This window comes from Streptomyces sp. NPDC015345 (assembly GCF_043078805.1).
Lineage (GTDB): Bacteria > Actinomycetota > Actinomycetes > Streptomycetales > Streptomycetaceae > Streptomyces.
The window spans coordinates 633,866-650,478 of sequence record NZ_JBIBTX010000004.1 but is presented as its reverse complement, the minus strand read 5'-3'; the positions used below and the strand labels follow the sequence as shown (position 1 = coordinate 650,478).

The following is a 16,613-nucleotide window of genomic DNA, read 5'->3' as shown; positions in this document are numbered from 1 at the left end:
ACAATTAATGGAATGATGTTCTGCGCATGCTGAGTCTGTCAAACAGCGCCGACGGCTTCGGCCTCCGTGAGATAGCGCTCCACCGGGCCGAGGGTGAGCAGGCCACTGGCGCCGCCCGCGTCCTCGTCCCGGGCGTCACGCAGGGCCGTCGCCGCACGCGCGGCGCTCTCGCGGTCGCCGAGGCGCGTGGCGGCATGGGCGGTGAGGCACCAGAGGGCCTCCTGGAGGTGGTCGCGCGGCGGCTCGGGCGTCGCGGCGAGGGCGGCGCGCGCCTCCTCCGGCCTGTGCTGGGCGAGGAGTACGAGCGGTGCCGCCCAGGGCAGGTGAGGCCCCCAGTCGTACTGGGGTCCTGTGGGGGCGGGGCGGTCGTGCAGCAGGCGCAGGCCGAGCAGGGCGAGCGGCAGCAGGCCATGCCGCAGCCCCGGCATGCCCGCCGTCTTGAGGGCTTCGTCGGCGGCGCGGTAGGCCGCCGCGGCCGCCGCGGCGGTCGGTCCGCCCTCCTCGGTGCTCCGGGCGGCGGTGACGCGGGCCCGGAACCACAGGGTGAGGACGGACACGAGGGGCGACTCGTGGACGGAGGCGATCCCCTCCGCGGCGGTCGCGTGCTCGTCGGCGGCCGTGAGGTCGCCGCGAGCCGACGCGGACTGCATCCGTACGAGTCGGCCGAGTATCGCGAAGGTCGGCAGGCCGTGCCGGGTGGACAGCGTGACGAGTTCGGCCCCGATCCCGTCCCGTTCCGGTGCGAGCCCGGGCCGCGAGAAGGAGTGCAGGAACACGCCGTTGAGCGCGAAGGCCAGCAGCGCGGGGTCCCCCAGCTTCCGTGCCAGGGCTTCGGCCTGACGCGCGGCCCGGTGTGCGTTCTGTGCGGCGGATCCGCATGTGTCCGCGCTGCGGCTCTCGACGGCGACGGTGGCGAGGAGCCGGGCCCTCAGGTCGGGAGGGCCGCCGGGGCCGAGCGCGGTGAGCGTGCGCTCGGCGGCCGACACGACGGCGCGGGACTGCCCGGGGTCGTCGGCCCGGCTCCAGATCGCGGGCACGTCGTAGGCGCCGATGACGCGGGCGGTCAGCGCCACGTCCCCCGTGTGTTCGGCCGCCTCGATGGCCGCGAGGCGGTTGCGCCGGGACAGGACGAGGGCGTCGCTGCCCGCGAGCGCGAGGGTGCGGGCCAGTTCCACCGTCGTGCGGGGGCCAAGCCGGACGTCGGTGCCCGGCCAGGCGCGAGGTGCCGCTTCGAGGGTCGCGGACCGGTTGAGGATGTCCGTCTCGAGGCGCTGGAGGGCGGGGCCGGGGTCGAGGCCGAGCTGTTCCACGAGCATCGTGCGGGCGCGGCGGAGCGTGGCCAGCGCGTCGGCCTGGCGTCCGTCGCGGTAGAGGGCGCGGGCGAGCAGTCCCCAGGCCGGTTCGCGCCACGGGTGCTCGGCGACGTGCGCGCCCAGTTCGGCGACGAGGCCGTGCCCCTGACCTGCGTCGCCTGCGTCGCCGGAGTCCTGGCCTGCGTCAAGGAGGAGGCCGGCGCGGAGTTCCACGGCTTGCAGCCGCAGTTCGTCGAGCCGGGCCCTCTCCCGCTGGGCCCATGCGGCGTCCGGTAGATCGGCGTAGGCGGGCCCGCGCCACGAGGAGAGCGCCTCACCGAGGGCGGCCGCACCCTCGGGGGAAGGGGGAGAACGGCGCGCCTGTGCCAGGGCGTCCTGGAACCGGTGGGCGTCCACGGCCGCGCGGGGCAGGCGCAGCGCATAGCCGGTGCCTTCCGTGACGAGGACGCGCGGCGGGGTCCGGGGCGGCCTGCCAGGTTCGATGGCGCGGCGGAGCGCGGCGACGAACGTACGCAGTGCGCCGAGGGCGCGGGCCGGGGGCTCGGGCCACAGGTCGCCGACGAGGGTGTCCGCGGTGACCATCCTGCCCTCCGCGGCGACGAGCCGGGCGAGCACCTCGCGGTGCCGGGGGCCGCCCAGGGCGATCGGGCCGCCGTCGTCGTCGCACGCCCGTACCGCACCAAGTACATCGATCCGCATGCCCCCCATCCTCGGGCATCCGGTCCGCGCCGCCCCAGCCGTGCTGATCGACTGCTCAGCGACGCCGCATCGTACTGATCGGCTGCTCATCGGCGCCGCACATCCTGAACCCGTCAGTCACCCGGCTCGGGGAAAGGACCCCACATGACTCTCGGCATTCCCGGCTTCGACCACGCCCGGCTGCCCGGCGCGGACGGCGTGGAGCTGTCCGCCGCGATCGGCGGCACCGGCAGCCCGGTCGTCCTGCTGCACGGCTTTCCCCAGACACACCTCATGTGGCGGCACGTCGCGCGACGTCTGGCCACCGAACACACGGTCATCTGCCCTGACCTGCGCGGGTACGGTGCGAGCGACAAACCGGCGGCCACGAGTCCCGACGTGTACGCGAAGCGCGCCATGGCCGCCGACGTCGTGTCGCTCGCGGCGGCGCTCGGGCACGACCGCTTCGCTCTCGTCGGCCACGACCGCGGGGCCCTCGTCGCCTTCCGGGCCGGACTCGACCACCCGGAGACCGTCACGCACCTCGGCATCCTGGATGTCATACCGACGCTGGACATGTGGAACGTGCTGCACGGCGTCTCCGCCGCGGTGGGCTACCACCTCTTCCTCATGGCGCAGCCGCCCGGGCTGCCGGAGACCCTGATCGCCAACAGCGCGGACGCGTTCTTCGGCTCGTTCATCGATGCCTGGGCGGGCGATCCGGCCGCGATACCGGACCCGGTGCGCGCCGCGTACCTGCGGGCGAGCGCCGCGGCCGTGCCCTCGATCGTGGCCGACTACCGCGCCTCCGCGGGTGTCGACATCGCGCACGACCAGGCGGACCTCGACGCCGGTTCCCAGTTGGCGATGCCGGTCACGGTCGTCCAACAGGACTGGGGCTCCCAGCTCGGTTACGACGCCGCTCAGGTGTGGAAGGCGTGGGCGCCGGACCTCGACCACCGGCTCAGCCGCGCGGGTCACTTCATGGCTGAGGAGGCTCCCGACGAGATCGCGGCAGCGGTCCAGGAGCTCCTGGCGCGCTGACGGCAGGTCATCAGCGGTTCCGCGCACACGTACGTCTCCGCGGCGTGCCGAGACCGGCCGACGCGCCGTACCGTTCACGCTTTTGGTGGAGTTGATCCGGTTTTCGAACAGGCTCTACGCTTCCGGGCGGAACGACGGCTGTCGCCGGACACGGACGCTGCGGGGGTGGTGAGGGCATGGCCTGTGCGGCGCACGCCGGTCGGGGCCGGTGCCGGCGGTGACCGTGCCGCCGTCCGAGGACGGTGCCGGGCAGCCGTTGCTCGGGCGGGACGACTTTCTGCGCTCGGTGCGCGAACAGTTGGAACGGGCCCGCGGGGGCCACGGCGGTCTGCTGCTGATCACCGGCGAGGCGGGCATCGGCAAGACGACCCTCACCGGTTGCGCGGTCCGCGAGGCGGGGCGCATGGGCATGGCCGTGCCGCGCGGGTCGTGCTGGGGCGCCGACGGCACCCCCGGGTACTGGCCGTGGACGCAGGTCATACGGGGTCTGCGCAGGTCCCTGGGGGCGCGGGCGTGGGAGGCCGCGTCGGAGGCCGCCGGTGTGGTGTGGCAGGTGCTGCTGGGCGGTGGCGGCAAGGCGGAGGAAGCGGGGCAGTTCGAGCTGTTCGACGCGGTCACGACCATGCTGGTGACCGCCGCGCAGCACCAGCCGGTGCTGGTCGTACTGGAAGACGTGCACTGGGCCGACACGGCGTCGGTCGCCCTCCTGGAGTTCGCGGCCCAGCACATGTCGCTGGAGCGGGTGCTGATCATGGCGACGTACAGGCCCGTGGAGGTCGAGCGGCCCGACCATCCACTGCGCGACCGGCTCCGATCGCTGGAGACCCGGGCCACGACGCTCACTCTGACGGGACTCGGGGCCTCCCACGTCGCCGAACTGATGCGCCGTACGGTGGGGTGCGCGCCGGACGCCAGACTCGTGGGCGATGTGCTGCGCCGGACGGGCGGCAATCCCTTCTTCGTCCAGGAGACGGCGCGCCTGTGGGCGGGCGGCCATGAAGTGAGCGGGATGTCGCCGGGCCTGCACGCCTCCCTCCAGCAGCGGTTGCGCCTGCTGGACGACGCCGTGGCGGAGTGCCTGGGCGCCGCGTCCGTGCTGGGGCGACGGTTCCGCACCGACACGCTGGCGAGCGTGATGGCCGCCTCGCCCGAAGAGGTGCGCCGGTGGCTGGCCCAGGCCGCGGACGCCCAGCTGGTGGCACACGAACGATCCGGGGAGGTGCTCTTCAAGCATGACCTCGTACGCGAGACGCTGTACGGCGGTCTGGACGCGCGGCACGTACGCCGACTGCACGCGGCCGCCGTACGGGCGCTGGGGAGCACGGCGGTTGCGCAGGACGCGACGCTTCCGGTGGAGCTGGCCCGCCATGCCCATCTCGCGTTCGAGGAGCTGGACCGCGACGAGGCCGTGGAACTGCTGCTCTCGGCGGCGCGTCACGCGGAGAGCCGTATGGCGCATGAGGAAGCTGCGGGTCACTACGAGCGCGCCTTGGACCGCCTCGGTGAAGAGGTCCCCGCGCGACGGGTGCTGCTGGCCCTCCACTTCGGGACGGCGCTCCAGATGTTCGGTGAACACGAGCGTTCCTGGCAGGTGTTCGCCGACGCGGCCACTTCGGCGAGGAGCCTCGGGGACCCGCTGCTGATGGGGCGGACCGCGCTGACCCTGTACGGCGCCGACGGGCGAGGCGACACCGCGCTGCTGAAGCCGCGCGCCCTGCGCTGGGCGTACGAACAACAGAGCGCCGCCGCTTCCGACGATTCGACGCCACGATCACCAACACCCGCACCGCGTACGTCACTTGCATCGGCAACGGTATCGGCGTCGGCATCGGCAACCGAACCGACGCTGTCACAGTCCTCCATGGCCCGGCGGGTGGCGGCCGCGGTGGTCGCCGGGGCCCGCGCGGCGGGCGATGACGACACGTTGCACATCGGGCTGTGGGCGCGGCTCCAGTCGGAGTGTGGGCCGCGGGCGGCGGGCGACCGGCGGGCTCTGGCGGGAGAGCTCGTCGCGGTCTCCCGGCGGCGCGGCGACCTGTGGACGGAGCACGTGGCGATGTCGATGCGGTGGGTCGCCGCACTCGAAGCGGGCGACCCGCGGTTCATGGACGACTTCCACGCCATGGTGGCCCTGGGCGCCGCCGACGGCTCGGCCCGCCTGCGGCTGCACACCGTGATCGACCGCAGCATCGTCCACGCCCTGACCGGCAGGCTCACCGAGGCGACGGAGCTGCTCGACGCCTCGGAGTCCATGAACACCCCCGGCGCCAACTACTACCGGTACTTCGCCTCCCACCACCGCTGGAGCCTGCTCGTCCTGCGGGGCAGGTTCACCGAGGCGAGGCAGCTGCTGGATACGCTGCGGGCCCAGCAGCACCCGTACGTCGACCTCGTCGAGGCCCTCACCGATGTGGAAGCCGGCGAAGGCCGGGGAGTGCCCGTGCCCCGGCCGGGGGCGGGCGCCGGCGGTGACACGGTGCTCCACCGCAGCGTCACCCCGCTGTGGCTACGCCACCAGGCCCAGGCGGCCGCCGCTTCGGGCGACCCGGCGTGGTGCGACAACGTGCGTGCCGCGCTGGCCCCGTACACCGGCCAGTGGCTGGTCTCCCTCTTCGGGTGGGACATCAGCGGCCCGGCGGCGCTCTGGATGGGCGTCCTCGACGCCGCGCAGCAGCGGTGGGACTCCGCGGTGCGCCACCTCACCGAGGCCCGCGAGTCGGCCGACCGGCTGCACGCGCTGCCGTGGTCGCTGCGGGCCCGTATCGAACTGGCGGCCGCGGTCTCGGCGCAGGGCGCTCACGACGAGCGCCACGTGGCCGCGCTGCTCGGCGAGGCGGCGTCGCAGGCGCGCGAACTCGGCATGACGCATCTGCTCGCCCGGGTCGAGCACGTGGCCCCGCACGGCCGCGGCGCACGGCCCGGCCAGGGCGGTTCGGCCCCCGCGTACGAGTTCCGCCGCAACGGCGAGGTGTGGCGGCTGACGTACGGGGGTCGCACCGTGCACATGCCCGACGCGAAAGGTCTGCGTGACCTGCACTGCCTGCTGAGCCTGCCCGGCCAGGACATCGCGGCCGTGCGCCTCCTGAACCCGGACGACGAGACCGTGGCCACCGTGCAGGGCATGGGGGCCGACGAAGTGCTGGACGACGAGGCGCGCAGTCGGTACCGACGTCATCTGGAGCGGCTGGAGGCGGAGATCGACCGGGCGGTCGAGCAGGGGGACGACCGGCGCGCGGCCGCTTATGACCAGGAGCGCGCCGACCTGCTGGAGGAGCTGCGCCGTTACGCGGGCCTGGGAGGCCGGGCGCGCCGCCTGGGCGACTCGCGCGAGCGTGCCCGGAAGAATGTCACCGCCCGCATCCGTGACACGTTGCGCAAGCTGGACCAGCGGCACCCTGAGCTGGCGGCCCACCTGCGCCGCGCCGTCTCCACCGGGACGATGTGCCGCTACACCCCCGAGCAGGATCTGCGCTGGAGGCTGTGACAGCCCCGTCGGCCGTCGCGGACACCGGTATGCGGTGTCCGCGACGGCCAGGCCTGCGGAAGGAGGCCGGGTCACATCGGCTGCCAGTCGTGCCAGGTGCTGCCGGGCTGGTGCTGCCAGCGGTGATGGACACCACCGGGGTTGTTCGCGAAGATCTCCAGGCGCCCGTCGCGGTTGCGCAGGGCCCGGATGAAGTAGCCCCCGCCACCGAAGTCCTGCCACGTGCGCCAGGCGCCGGAAGCATCCACCTGGTAGTTGTGCTGCACGACGTCGTCATTCATGGCGAACGCCTCGATGCGCTCATCATGCGACTCCACCACCGCAAGCCGCGCACCCACAGGACCACCCAACGGCCGCCACTCATGCCAGTCACCACCCGGCACATTTTGCCAACGGTGATGCACACCGGTGGAGTTGGAGGCGAACACCTCCAGCCGCCCGTCACGGTTCTTCGCCACCGCCAGATGCTCACCACCCAGACCGAAGTCCACCCACTGCCGCCACGTCCCCGACAGATCTGTCTGACACGTATGACGGAAAATGTCATCCGTCAGAGCGAACACCTCGATACGCCCGTCCGAAGCGGGAGCCACCGCGAGCCGCGCGCTCGCCGGACCACCCAACGGCCGCCAGTCATGCCACGTCCCACCCGGCGTGTTGTGCCAACGATGATGCACACCCTCAGCGTTGGACGCGAAGACCTCCAACCGGCCGTCATGATTGCGCCCCACCGCCAGATGATCCCCACCGCCACCGAACGCGTACCAGTCCGCCCACTCCCCCGACACCTTCGCCTGATACCGGTGCACGAACGTCTCCCCGCTCATCGCGAACAGCTCCAACCGCCCATCCGGGGCCGCGGACAACGCGATCGTCGCCGACGCGGGCCCGCCAAAAGCCCGCCACCCCGACCACTCACCCCCCGGCTGATGCTGATACGTGTGATAGATCTGGTCAACCGCCGCATGGAACACCTCCACACGACCATCCGCCGACATCCCCACCGCCAGCCGCTGCCGCCGATCCGGCACCACAGGCCCCTTCCACCAGCTCGTCTCCCTGCGGGCACCGGCCCAGGAGAAGCTGAAGTGGATGTGGTTGGTGTGCGGGTTGGCGCCTCGGTAGGGCTGCCAGCCGGCGTCGGGGCGATTGGCCATCCAGATGCGCCGGTTCCAGATCATGTACATGATTCCGAAGCGGCGCGCGAGGGCGTGCGGGTTGCCGTGCCGGTCCGTGGCGTGCAGCCAGTTGATCAGGTCGTCGGCCAGGTGTCCCTGGCCCTGCACGTTCACGCCCCAGTCCCAGGCGCGGCCTTCCTTGTGCTCGCTCTGGCCTCCGCTGCCGCACGCCCGGCTGATGCCCATGTTGGTCGTACCGGGATAGGCGGCAAGCACCAGGTCACGGAAGTCGATCAGGCCGGGTTTGGCGTCGGGGTCGCAGTCACGCTGCGGTTCGTAGGGCGCGTAGGGGTCGATTCCGCGTCCGAAATCAGGTGCGGTGGGTGCCATGTCCGGCTCCTTCGGGCTGGGCCCCTCGCCCGGTGCGAGAGGCGTCGTACCCGTAGGGCGCGTGATCGGAACGCGCGGCCGCCAGACGCGATCACGCGCCTGCCCCGTGGCGGGGGCCCATCCGGCTGGGCTCGTGCCTCGATCAGGTCGTCTCCGGTGCGTTCCCGCGCCGGAAGAGGCGCCCGCGAGGAAGGTTTTCGTCGTGACCCATCGCAGAACTCCCCATCGGGCGGCCGTCGCGGCGACGGCCACCGCCCTGACGTTCACCGTGCTGGCCTCCGCACCGCCGGCCTCCGCACCGTTCGCTTCCACGGCGAAACCCGGCCCGGCACCGGTCGCCGAGGTCCGGCACGGCGCAACGGCCGGTGTCGCCACCGACATGACGGTGCGCACCGACGCGGGCCTGGTCCGCGGCGCCCGGTCGGGCGCGCACCGGATCTTCCAGGGCATCCCTTACGCGGGTGCGCCCAAGGGACGCCACCGGTGGGCGCCGCCCCGCCCGGTGCGGCCGTGGAAGGGGGTGAGGGACGCCACGAAGCCCGGGCCGCTGTGCCCGCAGGTGCCCTCCGCCTACGCGCAGATCTCCAGCACGGAGGAGGACTGCCTGGCCCTGAACGTCACGACGCCGCCGGCCACGACCCGACGGCGGGCCGCCCCCGTACTCGTATGGATCCACGGCGACGGCTCCGTCGGCGGGGGCTCCTTCTTCGACGGGCGCCGCCTGGCCGAGCGGGGCCTGGTGGTCGTCACCGTCAACTACCGCCTCGGCGTCTTCGGCGGCCTCGCCCTGCCGGGTCTCCAAGGGTCCGGCACCTTCGGCCTCCAGGACCAGCGGGCCGCCCTCACCTGGGTACGGAACAACGCGCGCGCCTTTGGCGGCGACCCCGGCAATGTCACCGTGGCCGGTGTGTCGTTCGGCGCATCCGCCGTGGCCGGACACCTGACGTCACCCGCTTCCCGGGGGCTGTTCCACCGTGCCGTCATGGCGAGCGGCGAGGCCGTGATGGACATGCCGGCCGGCGCGATGGGGCCTGGCGTGCCGGGATATCCCTGGTACGTATGGCGGACGGGGCGGGAGATGGAGGACATCACCACCGAGATGACCTCGTCCCTGGGCTGCCGGGATCGCCGCCCGCAGCGTACGCTCGCCTGCCTGCGCACCCTGCCCGTGAAGACGATCCTCAAGGTGCCGTACATCATGAACGCCTTCCAGGCCTTCGGATACGGCAACGCCACCCTGCCCGAGCTGCCGCCGACGGCCCTGCGCGCCGGACGGTTCCACCGCGTGCCCGTCCTGTCCGGCGCGACCCGCGACGAACACCGCACGTTCGTCGGGATGACGTACGACGCGGTGGGCAGAGAGTTCACCGAGGCCGACTACGTGCGGGCGCTGCACACGGCGTTCGGCGAGCGGCCGGCGAAGCGGGTGCGCGCCGAGTACCCCACGTCCGCGTACCCGTCTCCCGCGCTGGCGTGGGCCACCGTCATCACCGACCGCATGTGGGCGCGTGGCACACACGACCAGCACGAGGCGCTCGCGCGACATGCCCCCGTATACGCCTACGAGTTCGCCGACCGAGACGCACCGATGTTCCTGCCGCTGCCCGGCGACTTCGACTTCGGCGCCTTCCACGCGGGCGACATCCCGTACCTGTTCGAGGACGAGACGGCGGAGCCGAAGTTCACCCCGGCGCAACGCCGCCTGTCGGCCACGATGAGCGGCTACTGGGCCGCCTTCGCCCGCACCGGCACACCGCGCGGCGCCGGGCTGCCCGCCTGGCCGCCTTACCGGCCGGGCCACGTCGGACGGCCGTACACACAGTCACTGGCACCGCACCGGATCGGCCCCGTCGACTACTACCGCGAACACAACCTCGGCTTCTGGAACCGCGAGCGCTGACAGATCGGAGTGCGTCAGCGGTGGGCCGAGGGCTGATCCTCGGCAATCGTGTGGCTGGAGCGGGTCGAGGTGATCACGACGGATGTGCAGGGCATGGTGGCGTGGCCGCCGAGCTTGTCGATCGCGGTCCCGGCGCTGTCCAGGACCTCGGCCATTTCGTCTGGGGGGAGTTGGGTGAGGCCGCCGAAGGTGGGGAGCTGGTCGAGCCACTCTTCCCGGGAGTAGGTGCGCTCCCAGGCGAAGCGCCACTGTTCGGGCTCGCTGAAGTCGCCGGTCCGGCGGATCCCGTCGGCGATTTTCGCGAACAGCGGCTGGTACGCGTCCACGGCCGAGCCTCTCAGCAGGCCGGGGTTGAACGGGCAATCGGGGGCGACACGTTGGAGCGCTTCGGCGAGGGCGTCGATCACCTCGGCCGGGAGTTGGGGGACGTGGTGGAAGGGGGCGAGTCGGCCGCCGGGCCGGAGCACCTGGGCCGCCTTGGCCGCGCCGGCGACGGGGTCCACCCAGTGCCAGGCGGTGCCGGCGATGACCGCGTCGAACTGCCGTCCGGCCGGCTGCCAGTCCTCGAACCTGGCGACCTCGACCTCGACCCGGCTGCGGCGCGCGAAGGCGGCCATCCGCTCGTCCGGCTCGACACCGAGCACCGTGCAGCCGGCCGCCTGGAATTGCCGGGCCTCGATGCCGGTCCCGGCTCCGACGTCGAGGACATGTCGGCCGGGGCTTGCCGCGACGATTCCGTCCACCAGGGCCTGGGGATACGGCGGTCGGGCGCGGTCGTAGCGTTCGGCGTCCACTCCGAACGACTCGGCTGTCCGCCGGTGGTGGTGGGGCTCGGGTCCGGACTCGTCCGGCTGGCCCTGCGGTAAAATGGGCATGCGCCCACTTTAATGGGCGCTTGCCCACTTGTTAAGGCGGGGCGGCGCGGAAAGGGAGCACAATGCCGTCAGGGGTGCACATCCACAACGTGCGCGGCCAGTTGTTCGAAGCCGCCGAGCGCGTCCTGCTTCGGGACGGGCCCGGCGCGTTGACCAGCAGGGCGGTCACGGAGGAGGCGAACTGTGCCAAGGGTGTGCTGCACCGGCACTTCACCGACTTCGACGCCTTCCTGGCGGAACTGGTCCTCGACCGCGTCCGCGGCATCGAGGAGCGGACCACGACTCTGCGTGCGGCCGCCGGCACCGGCAGCGTGGTGGACAATCTCGCCGACGCGCTTCAGGACCTGTTCGAGCCGGTCACGGTGGCAATCGTCGCGCTCATCACCTTCCGTGACGGCCTCCGCGCCCGGCTGCGCGAGGCCGGTCTGACCGGTATCCCGCCGGCCGTGCAAGGCGCCGCCATGATCGCCGCCTATCTCACTGCCGAGCGGGAGTCGGGGCGCCTGGCCGGTGACGCCGACATCGACACGCTCGCCCCCACTCTCGTCGGGGCCGGGCACCTGCTGTTCGCCGACCGGGGGAGCGCCCCGCCGCAGATCGCCGCCGTCCGCAAGATGGTGACCACCGTCATCGCAGGCGCCTTGCGACCAGCTCAGTCGTAGGCCGGGCCGCTGGTCGGCTGACAGCCCGGAGTGGTCATTCGCAGCCGTTCACCTGACGTAGAGTGGGGTTCACCGACGCGGGGTGGAGCAGCTCGGTAGCTCGCTGGGCTCATAACCCAGAGGTCGCAGGTTCAAATCCTGTCCCCGCTACGAGAACCGGCCCCTTCCGATATGACATCGGGAGGGGCCGGAGCCGTTCGGGGCGCCCTCAGTGGCCCCTGTGGTTCCCTGCCCAGACCTTGGGGGTCCGGTCCGACCACGGGCCGGCCTGTTCGAGTTGGCCGGCGAGACGGAAGAGGCGGCTTTCGAGTCCGTAACCGGCGGCGAACTGCATGCCGACCGGCAGCCCTGTCTCGGCGTCGGCCGTCACAGGCACCGACATCGCGGGCGTGCCCGCCACATTGAACGCCACGGTGAACGGCGAGAGGTCGAAGAGGCGGCGAAGCCAGCCAAGGCCGTCCAGTGCCTCCGCGCCCTCGGCATGAGTGCCCAGGGGAACGGGGAGCTCCGGCAGGGTCGGCGTGAGCAGCATGTCGTGAGCGGCGAAGTACCGTGCCAGGCTGCGAGCCACCCGGTTCCGGACGGCGAGCGCGGTGACGAACTGGGCGCCGCTCACCCGCTGCCCGTAGTGGTAGCTGGCGAGAATGGGCGGCTCAAGGGTCGAGTCGTCGATGGGCCGGCCGAAGGCGGCAGCCAGTTCGTCGATCGAAGCCGTGAGATTCGCCGTCCACTGGTGGGAGCTCGCCAGGACGAACTCCTCCCAGTCGACCCCGAGGTCGACCTTGACCTCCTCCACCTGATGGCCGAGGGATTCGAGCAGGCGCACGGTGCGGGAGAGGGCGTCGACCACGGGCGCGGTGGTGCGGTGTCCACCCCATGCCTGGCCGAGGACACCGATCCGCAGCGTGCCCGGAGGGCGGGTGACTTCCTCCGCGTACGGCCGGGACGGCTCCTGTGCGAAGTAGGGGTCGCCCGGTTCCGGGCCGCGGATCTGGTCGAGCAGCGCCGCGCTGTCTCGTACCGTGCGGCTGACGCTGCCCTGCACGGCGAGACCGTTGAAGACCTCGTCGAAGAAGGGGCCCGCGGAGACCCGGCCACGGGTCGGCTTCAACCCGAAGAGGCCGTTGCAGGCCGCGGGGATGCGGATCGAGCCCGCGGCGTCGGTGGCGTGTGCGATCGGCACCACCCCGGCGGCGACTGCCGCGCCCGCACCCCCGCTGGATCCGCCCGCGCCGCGCGCCGGGTCCCACGGGTTGCGGGTCGCGCCGTACAGCACGGGTTCCGTCGTGTTGCTGTAGGCCATCTCCGGTGTCGACGTACGTCCGAACGTCACGAGGCCGGCGCGGCGGAAGCGCAGCATCAGGGAGGAGTCGGCGGCGGCGACGTTGCCTGCCGCGAGACGGCTGCCCAGCTCCATCCGCCTCCCGGCCATGGAGACTCCGATGTCCTTGATCAGGAAAGGGACCCCGGCCAGCGGTGAGCTGCCGGGTATGGGTTCGTCGTCGGCCGGCCAGGTCTCGACGATGGCGTTGATCCGCGGGTTGACCGCCCGCGCGGCCTCGCGTGCGGTGGCCTCCAGTTCGGCGGGGGTCACTTCGCCCCGGGCCACCAGCTCGGCGAGTCCGACCGCGTCGAAGCTCACGTACTCGGTGATTCTCACTGTCACTCCCAGAAGGGCAAGTCGATACCGTTGAGTCCCTGACGATACCGAGCGGTATCGAATGGGTTGGGCTGGTACCGTAACAGGCGGTGGCCGGGCAGGAGCCGCCCACGACGGAACGGACGTCACGGAGCAGTCATGGCATCGACCACCAGCAGGCCGGGCAGGGTGGCGAAACTGCCGCCTCGTGAGCGCATCCTCGACGCGGCGGAAGAGCTCTTCCAGAGCGAGGGGATCCGGCGGGTAGGCGTCCAGGCGATCGCTGAGAAGGCCGAGACCACCAAAATGGCCATCTACCGGCACTTCGAGACCAAGGACGCGCTGGTGGCGGAGTGGTTGCGGATCCTCGCCGCCGATTACCAGGCCGCCTTCGACCGGGTCGAGGCCGACCATCCAGGCCGGCCCAGGGAACAGATCCGCGGCCTGGCCCGCTTCATCGCCGAGGGACTGCCGACGATCTCGCACCGGGGCTGTCCGTTCATCAACTCCCTCGCCGAACTGCCCGACCGCTCCCATCCCGCACGGCAAGTGATCGAGAAGCACAAGGCCGAGCAGACCCGCAGACTCGTGGGCATGTGCGCCGAGGCCGGCTTGCCCGATCCCGAACAGGCCGCGGCCGAGATCACCTTCGTACTCGAAGGCGCGCAGGTCAGCACGCAGAACGGAAGCATCGATCAGGTGCCGGATCGGCTGATGCGAATCGTCGAGGGAATCCTGGACCGGCGCCGCCCGGCCCCCGACGCGCCGGTTACCTGACCACCGGGCGACCGGGCTTCACCGGCTCAGCTCTCGCCCCGGTCCCGCCTGGAGGCGCGCCGCCCCCGCGTCATCGCCAGCACACTGCCCGCGACGGCGATCACGGCGATGGCCAGGGCGATACTGATGCCGCCCTCGGTGTCCCAGTACACGTCTTCCAGACTGATCAGCAGCGCGGCCTCGTCGACGATGAGGGCGAGGCCCACCCCGTAGGCGAGCCCCATCCAGGCGCGTGCCCGCGCCGAGCGCTCCGCGAGGCCCGCCGCGCCCACCGCCGCGAGCAGCAGGATGCCCCACACGTAGTGGTGGATGTGCAGCCCACCGGCCTGGACGTCGCCCACCCCGGCCACATCGATGTGGATGAGCCAGGTGAGCAGCCGCATCCCGCCGAAGGTGAGCGCGAATCCCCACCAGGCCAGCACGAAGCCGCGGCGCTTCGGCGAGATGCCGGGCAGCAGGCGCAGCCAGGGCGACGGTCGTTCCGTGTGCCGGGGCTGCCGTGAGGAGTCGGTCGTACTCGGCCGCTTCATGACAGCTCTCCCTCCGTGAACTTTTCGATGAGCGCCGCCATGGCGTCCGGCGCGCTGTAGTGGGCCGCGTGGGCCACGCCTGGCATCTCGGCCGTTCGTCCGTCGCCGACGACCCGCGCCACGTGCCTGATCCAGGCGGCGGAGGCGATGGTGTCACCCGATCCCCGTACGACGAGCGTCGGCGCGTGGACCCGGGCCAGGTTCCCCTCGAACGACTCGGCCGCGTCGCGCAGGGCGCTGCGGAAGGACGCGGCGCAGCGCGGCAGCCCGGTCACCAGATAGTCCGCCGCGGCCAGCGGGAGCAGTGAGAAGGGCTCCCGGGGCACGTCCGCGAGCAGCCGTGCGAACTGGCGCGGGCCGAATGTCCTCGGTTCGAGGGCCGGGCCGACCAGGACCATCCGGCTCACCAGGTCCGGGTGGCGGGCGGTGAGGGCCGCGGTCACCTGGCAGCCGACCGAGTTGGCCACGAGGCAGCTCGGCCCCAGGGACAGCTGCCGGTGCCAGTGCGCCAAGGCGTCAGCGAGCTGCCCTACGTCGAGTGCGCGGCGCGCGGCGGCGCGGGATCGCGCGTTGCCCGGCAGGTCGGGTACCAGGACGGTCGTGCCGCTCGCGGCCAGCCGCCGCGCCAGGGGCACGAGGTACCGCCCCGAGAGCCCGAGCCCGTGTACGAGTACGGCGTTCGGGGCGCCGTCACGCGGCGGCGCCCCGAACCCGCGGGTGAAAATCCCGGTGTCTGTCCTCTGCTCCACTCCCCCACCATCACCCGTACCGCCCCGTGTGCGCCGCACCGCCGAACGCGTCGGCGTGGTCGGCACCGGAGCTGATGCCCAACCGTAGCGGCCCAGCCGAGCGTGTGCTGGGCGTTCCGGGGCCGGCATCCGGCGGGACCAGCTCGCTCTTCATCCGCCGGCCCCGGCCGCGCACCGCTACCGGCGCCGCGCGGCGGCAACGCTAACCGGCGGACGTGCCGGACGCCGCGACCGCCTTGAGGTCTTGGGCCACGGCCTCGCCGAGCATCCCGGCGTCCCCCGGCCCCAGGTGGCTCACGACGGTGAGGGTGTAGGCGTCGGCGGTGTGGACGAGGCAGAGGTTCGCCGTGCCCGGCGGGGCGAGTTGGGGCATCGGTACGACGCGCGCCAAGGGACTGCCGAGGAAGTGGCTGGGGCTGCCCCGCCACTTGAAGGCGGTGCACAGACTCGTGGTCGCCTCGGGGCGGGCCAGGTTCCTGGCCATCACCCCCGCCAGCCACGGCACGGCGTGGGCGACGGCCTTGAGCGCGGGAAGGATCGCGCGGTGGGCGTCGCTGCGGTGGTCGAACGCCGCGACCAGGTCCTGGCACACCTTCAGCCGGGTGACCGGGGACTCGCTGTCGATGGGCAGCGGGATGCGCAGCGCGGTCACTCCGTTGCCGAGCCGCTGGGCGTCGGCGCGGGTCCGCAGGTCGACCGGCACGGTGGCGTAGAAGGGGGCCGGTCCAGCGGGCCAGGAGGGCAGCGGGCCGTAGCAGGCGCGGAGGGCACCGGCGTACGAGCCGAGCAGCAGTTCGTTGAGCGTCGCCCCGCGTCCGTCGGCCGGCCGGCGGCGAGCGGCACGCATCATCTCCGGGTCCAGTTCGACCACGGCCACCGACGGCCGCGCTCCACTGTGAGGCACCGCGGGGAGGCGCCGGCCCTGGGCCCCGATGCGGCGCAGCTCCCTGCCGATGCCGCCGGGGCGGAGGCCGGGGCGCTGTCGGGCGATCGCGGGCGAGTGTGCCGCGGCCGGTCCGGAAGGGGGCGGCGGTGCCGCGTCGTCCATCAGCAGCCGGAAGAGGGTCTCCAGGGAGCGGCCGTCCAGCAGCGCGTGATGGGCGAGCAGCACGAGGGACTGCGGCGTGACAAGGAGCCGCCAGGGGGGCCGTCCGGGCGGCAGGGGGTGACCGACGCCGTCGGCGAACACGGATTCCAGTTCCTGGTCCGTGGCGGTGACGTGCGCGGCGGGATCGAACGCCCGGCCCACTGCCCACCGGTGGCCGAACAGTGCCGTCGGCCCGGTGGGGGCCTCGACGACCAACTTCATCCGGTCGAGTCCGCCCCACCGGTCACGGACACGGGAGCGCACCTCCGCCAGGTCGAACCGCGCTCCGGGAAACACCGCGGCGATGCCGATCGTCCCCGGCAGCCCATTGCGCAGGTGCCCCTCTTCGACGGCCGTCAGCCTCATG

Annotated in this window: 12 protein-coding genes and 1 tRNA gene; 6 read left to right on the top strand and 7 right to left on the bottom strand. The window is 72.4% G+C overall.

The genetic code is table 11. From position 1 onward, the window contains the following. Positions 1–38: 38 nt before the first annotated feature. Positions 39–2,012, bottom strand: coding sequence for a BTAD domain-containing putative transcriptional regulator (locus tag ACF062_RS20090; protein WP_392139868.1), 1,974 nt, complete (start codon positions 2,010–2,012; stop codon positions 39–41). A gap of 144 nt (positions 2,013–2,156) precedes the next feature. Here ACF062_RS20090 and ACF062_RS20085 point away from each other — a divergent pair, with 144 nt between their 5' ends. Then, positions 2,157–3,035 carry an alpha/beta fold hydrolase gene (locus ACF062_RS20085; protein ID WP_392139866.1) on the top strand — a complete coding sequence of 293 codons (879 nt, stop codon included), beginning with the start codon at positions 2,157–2,159 and terminating at the stop codon, positions 3,033–3,035. A 217-nt stretch (positions 3,036–3,252) separates the two neighbouring features. Next, positions 3,253–6,519: an AAA family ATPase gene (locus tag ACF062_RS20080; protein ID WP_392139865.1), complete on the top strand. Its 3,267-nt coding sequence runs from the start codon at positions 3,253–3,255 to the stop codon at positions 6,517–6,519. Positions 6,520–6,590: 71 nt separating this feature from the next. Here ACF062_RS20080 and ACF062_RS20075 read toward each other — a convergent pair whose 3' ends face one another. Then, positions 6,591–8,027 carry a hypothetical protein gene (locus tag ACF062_RS20075; RefSeq protein WP_392139863.1) on the bottom strand — a complete coding sequence of 479 codons (1,437 nt, stop codon included), beginning with the start codon at positions 8,025–8,027 and terminating at the stop codon, positions 6,591–6,593. 202 nt (positions 8,028–8,229) lie between these two features. On the opposite strand from ACF062_RS20075, the gene ACF062_RS20070 reads away from it, so the two are divergent. Next, a complete protein-coding gene (locus tag ACF062_RS20070) occupies positions 8,230–9,927 on the top strand; it encodes a carboxylesterase/lipase family protein (protein ID WP_392139862.1) in 1,698 nt (565 codons plus the stop codon). 14 nt (positions 9,928–9,941) lie between these two features. On the opposite strand, the gene ACF062_RS20065 is transcribed toward ACF062_RS20070, so the two are convergent. Next, entirely contained in the window at positions 9,942–10,802 is an 861-nt protein-coding gene (locus ACF062_RS20065; protein WP_392139861.1) for a class I SAM-dependent methyltransferase, read from the bottom strand. A 62-nt stretch (positions 10,803–10,864) separates the two neighbouring features. Between ACF062_RS20065 and ACF062_RS20060 the strand changes: the two genes are divergently transcribed. Together ACF062_RS20060 and ACF062_RS20055 are read left to right on the top strand one after the other, a co-directional pair. Next, a complete protein-coding gene (locus ACF062_RS20060) occupies positions 10,865–11,464 on the top strand; it encodes a TetR family transcriptional regulator (protein ID WP_392139859.1) in 600 nt (199 codons plus the stop codon). A gap of 76 nt (positions 11,465–11,540) precedes the next feature. Then, positions 11,541–11,614, top strand: a tRNA-Met gene (locus ACF062_RS20055). A gap of 58 nt (positions 11,615–11,672) precedes the next feature. On the opposite strand, the gene ACF062_RS20050 is transcribed toward ACF062_RS20055, so the two are convergent. Continuing rightward, positions 11,673–13,124, bottom strand: a complete 1,452-nt coding sequence (locus ACF062_RS20050; protein WP_392139857.1) for an amidase — start codon at positions 13,122–13,124, stop codon at positions 11,673–11,675. Positions 13,125–13,262: 138 nt separating this feature from the next. On the opposite strand from ACF062_RS20050, the gene ACF062_RS20045 reads away from it, so the two are divergent. Then, a complete protein-coding gene (locus ACF062_RS20045) occupies positions 13,263–13,880 on the top strand; it encodes a TetR/AcrR family transcriptional regulator (protein WP_392139855.1) in 618 nt (205 codons plus the stop codon). A gap of 26 nt (positions 13,881–13,906) precedes the next feature. Here ACF062_RS20045 and ACF062_RS20040 read toward each other — a convergent pair whose 3' ends face one another. The 3 genes from ACF062_RS20040 to ACF062_RS20030 form a co-directional block, all read right to left on the bottom strand. After that, the gene (locus ACF062_RS20040; protein WP_392139853.1) at positions 13,907–14,410 is read right to left on the bottom strand and encodes a hypothetical protein; all 504 of its coding nucleotides are present in this window, start codon (positions 14,408–14,410) and stop codon (positions 13,907–13,909) included. After that, a complete protein-coding gene (locus ACF062_RS20035; protein ID WP_392139851.1) occupies positions 14,407–15,159 on the bottom strand; it encodes an alpha/beta fold hydrolase in 753 nt (250 codons plus the stop codon). The genes ACF062_RS20040 and ACF062_RS20035 overlap by 4 nt, the downstream gene beginning before the upstream one ends. A gap of 202 nt (positions 15,160–15,361) precedes the next feature. After that, a complete protein-coding gene (locus ACF062_RS20030; protein WP_392139850.1) occupies positions 15,362–16,612 on the bottom strand; it encodes a wax ester/triacylglycerol synthase domain-containing protein in 1,251 nt (416 codons plus the stop codon). Position 16,613 lies beyond the last annotated feature (1 nt).

What these genes read in the sequence shown, in the direction of transcription:
- ACF062_RS20090 (WP_392139868.1), bottom strand. Translation starts at nt 2,012, where the DNA reads ATGCGGATCGATGTACTTGGTGCGGTACGGGCGTGCGACGACGACGGC.
- ACF062_RS20085 (WP_392139866.1), top strand. Translation starts at nt 2,157, where the DNA reads ATGACTCTCGGCATTCCCGGCTTCGACCACGCCCGGCTGCCCGGCGCG.
- ACF062_RS20075 (WP_392139863.1), bottom strand. Translation starts at nt 8,027, where the DNA reads ATGGCACCCACCGCACCTGATTTCGGACGCGGAATCGACCCCTACGCG.
- ACF062_RS20065 (WP_392139861.1), bottom strand. Translation starts at nt 10,802, where the DNA reads ATGCCCATTTTACCGCAGGGCCAGCCGGACGAGTCCGGACCCGAGCCC.
- ACF062_RS20060 (WP_392139859.1), top strand. Translation starts at nt 10,865, where the DNA reads ATGCCGTCAGGGGTGCACATCCACAACGTGCGCGGCCAGTTGTTCGAA.
- ACF062_RS20045 (WP_392139855.1), top strand. Translation starts at nt 13,263, where the DNA reads ATGGCATCGACCACCAGCAGGCCGGGCAGGGTGGCGAAACTGCCGCCT.
- ACF062_RS20040 (WP_392139853.1), bottom strand. Translation starts at nt 14,410, where the DNA reads ATGAAGCGGCCGAGTACGACCGACTCCTCACGGCAGCCCCGGCACACG.
- ACF062_RS20030 (WP_392139850.1), bottom strand. Translation starts at nt 16,612, where the DNA reads ATGAGGCTGACGGCCGTCGAAGAGGGGCACCTGCGCAATGGGCTGCCG.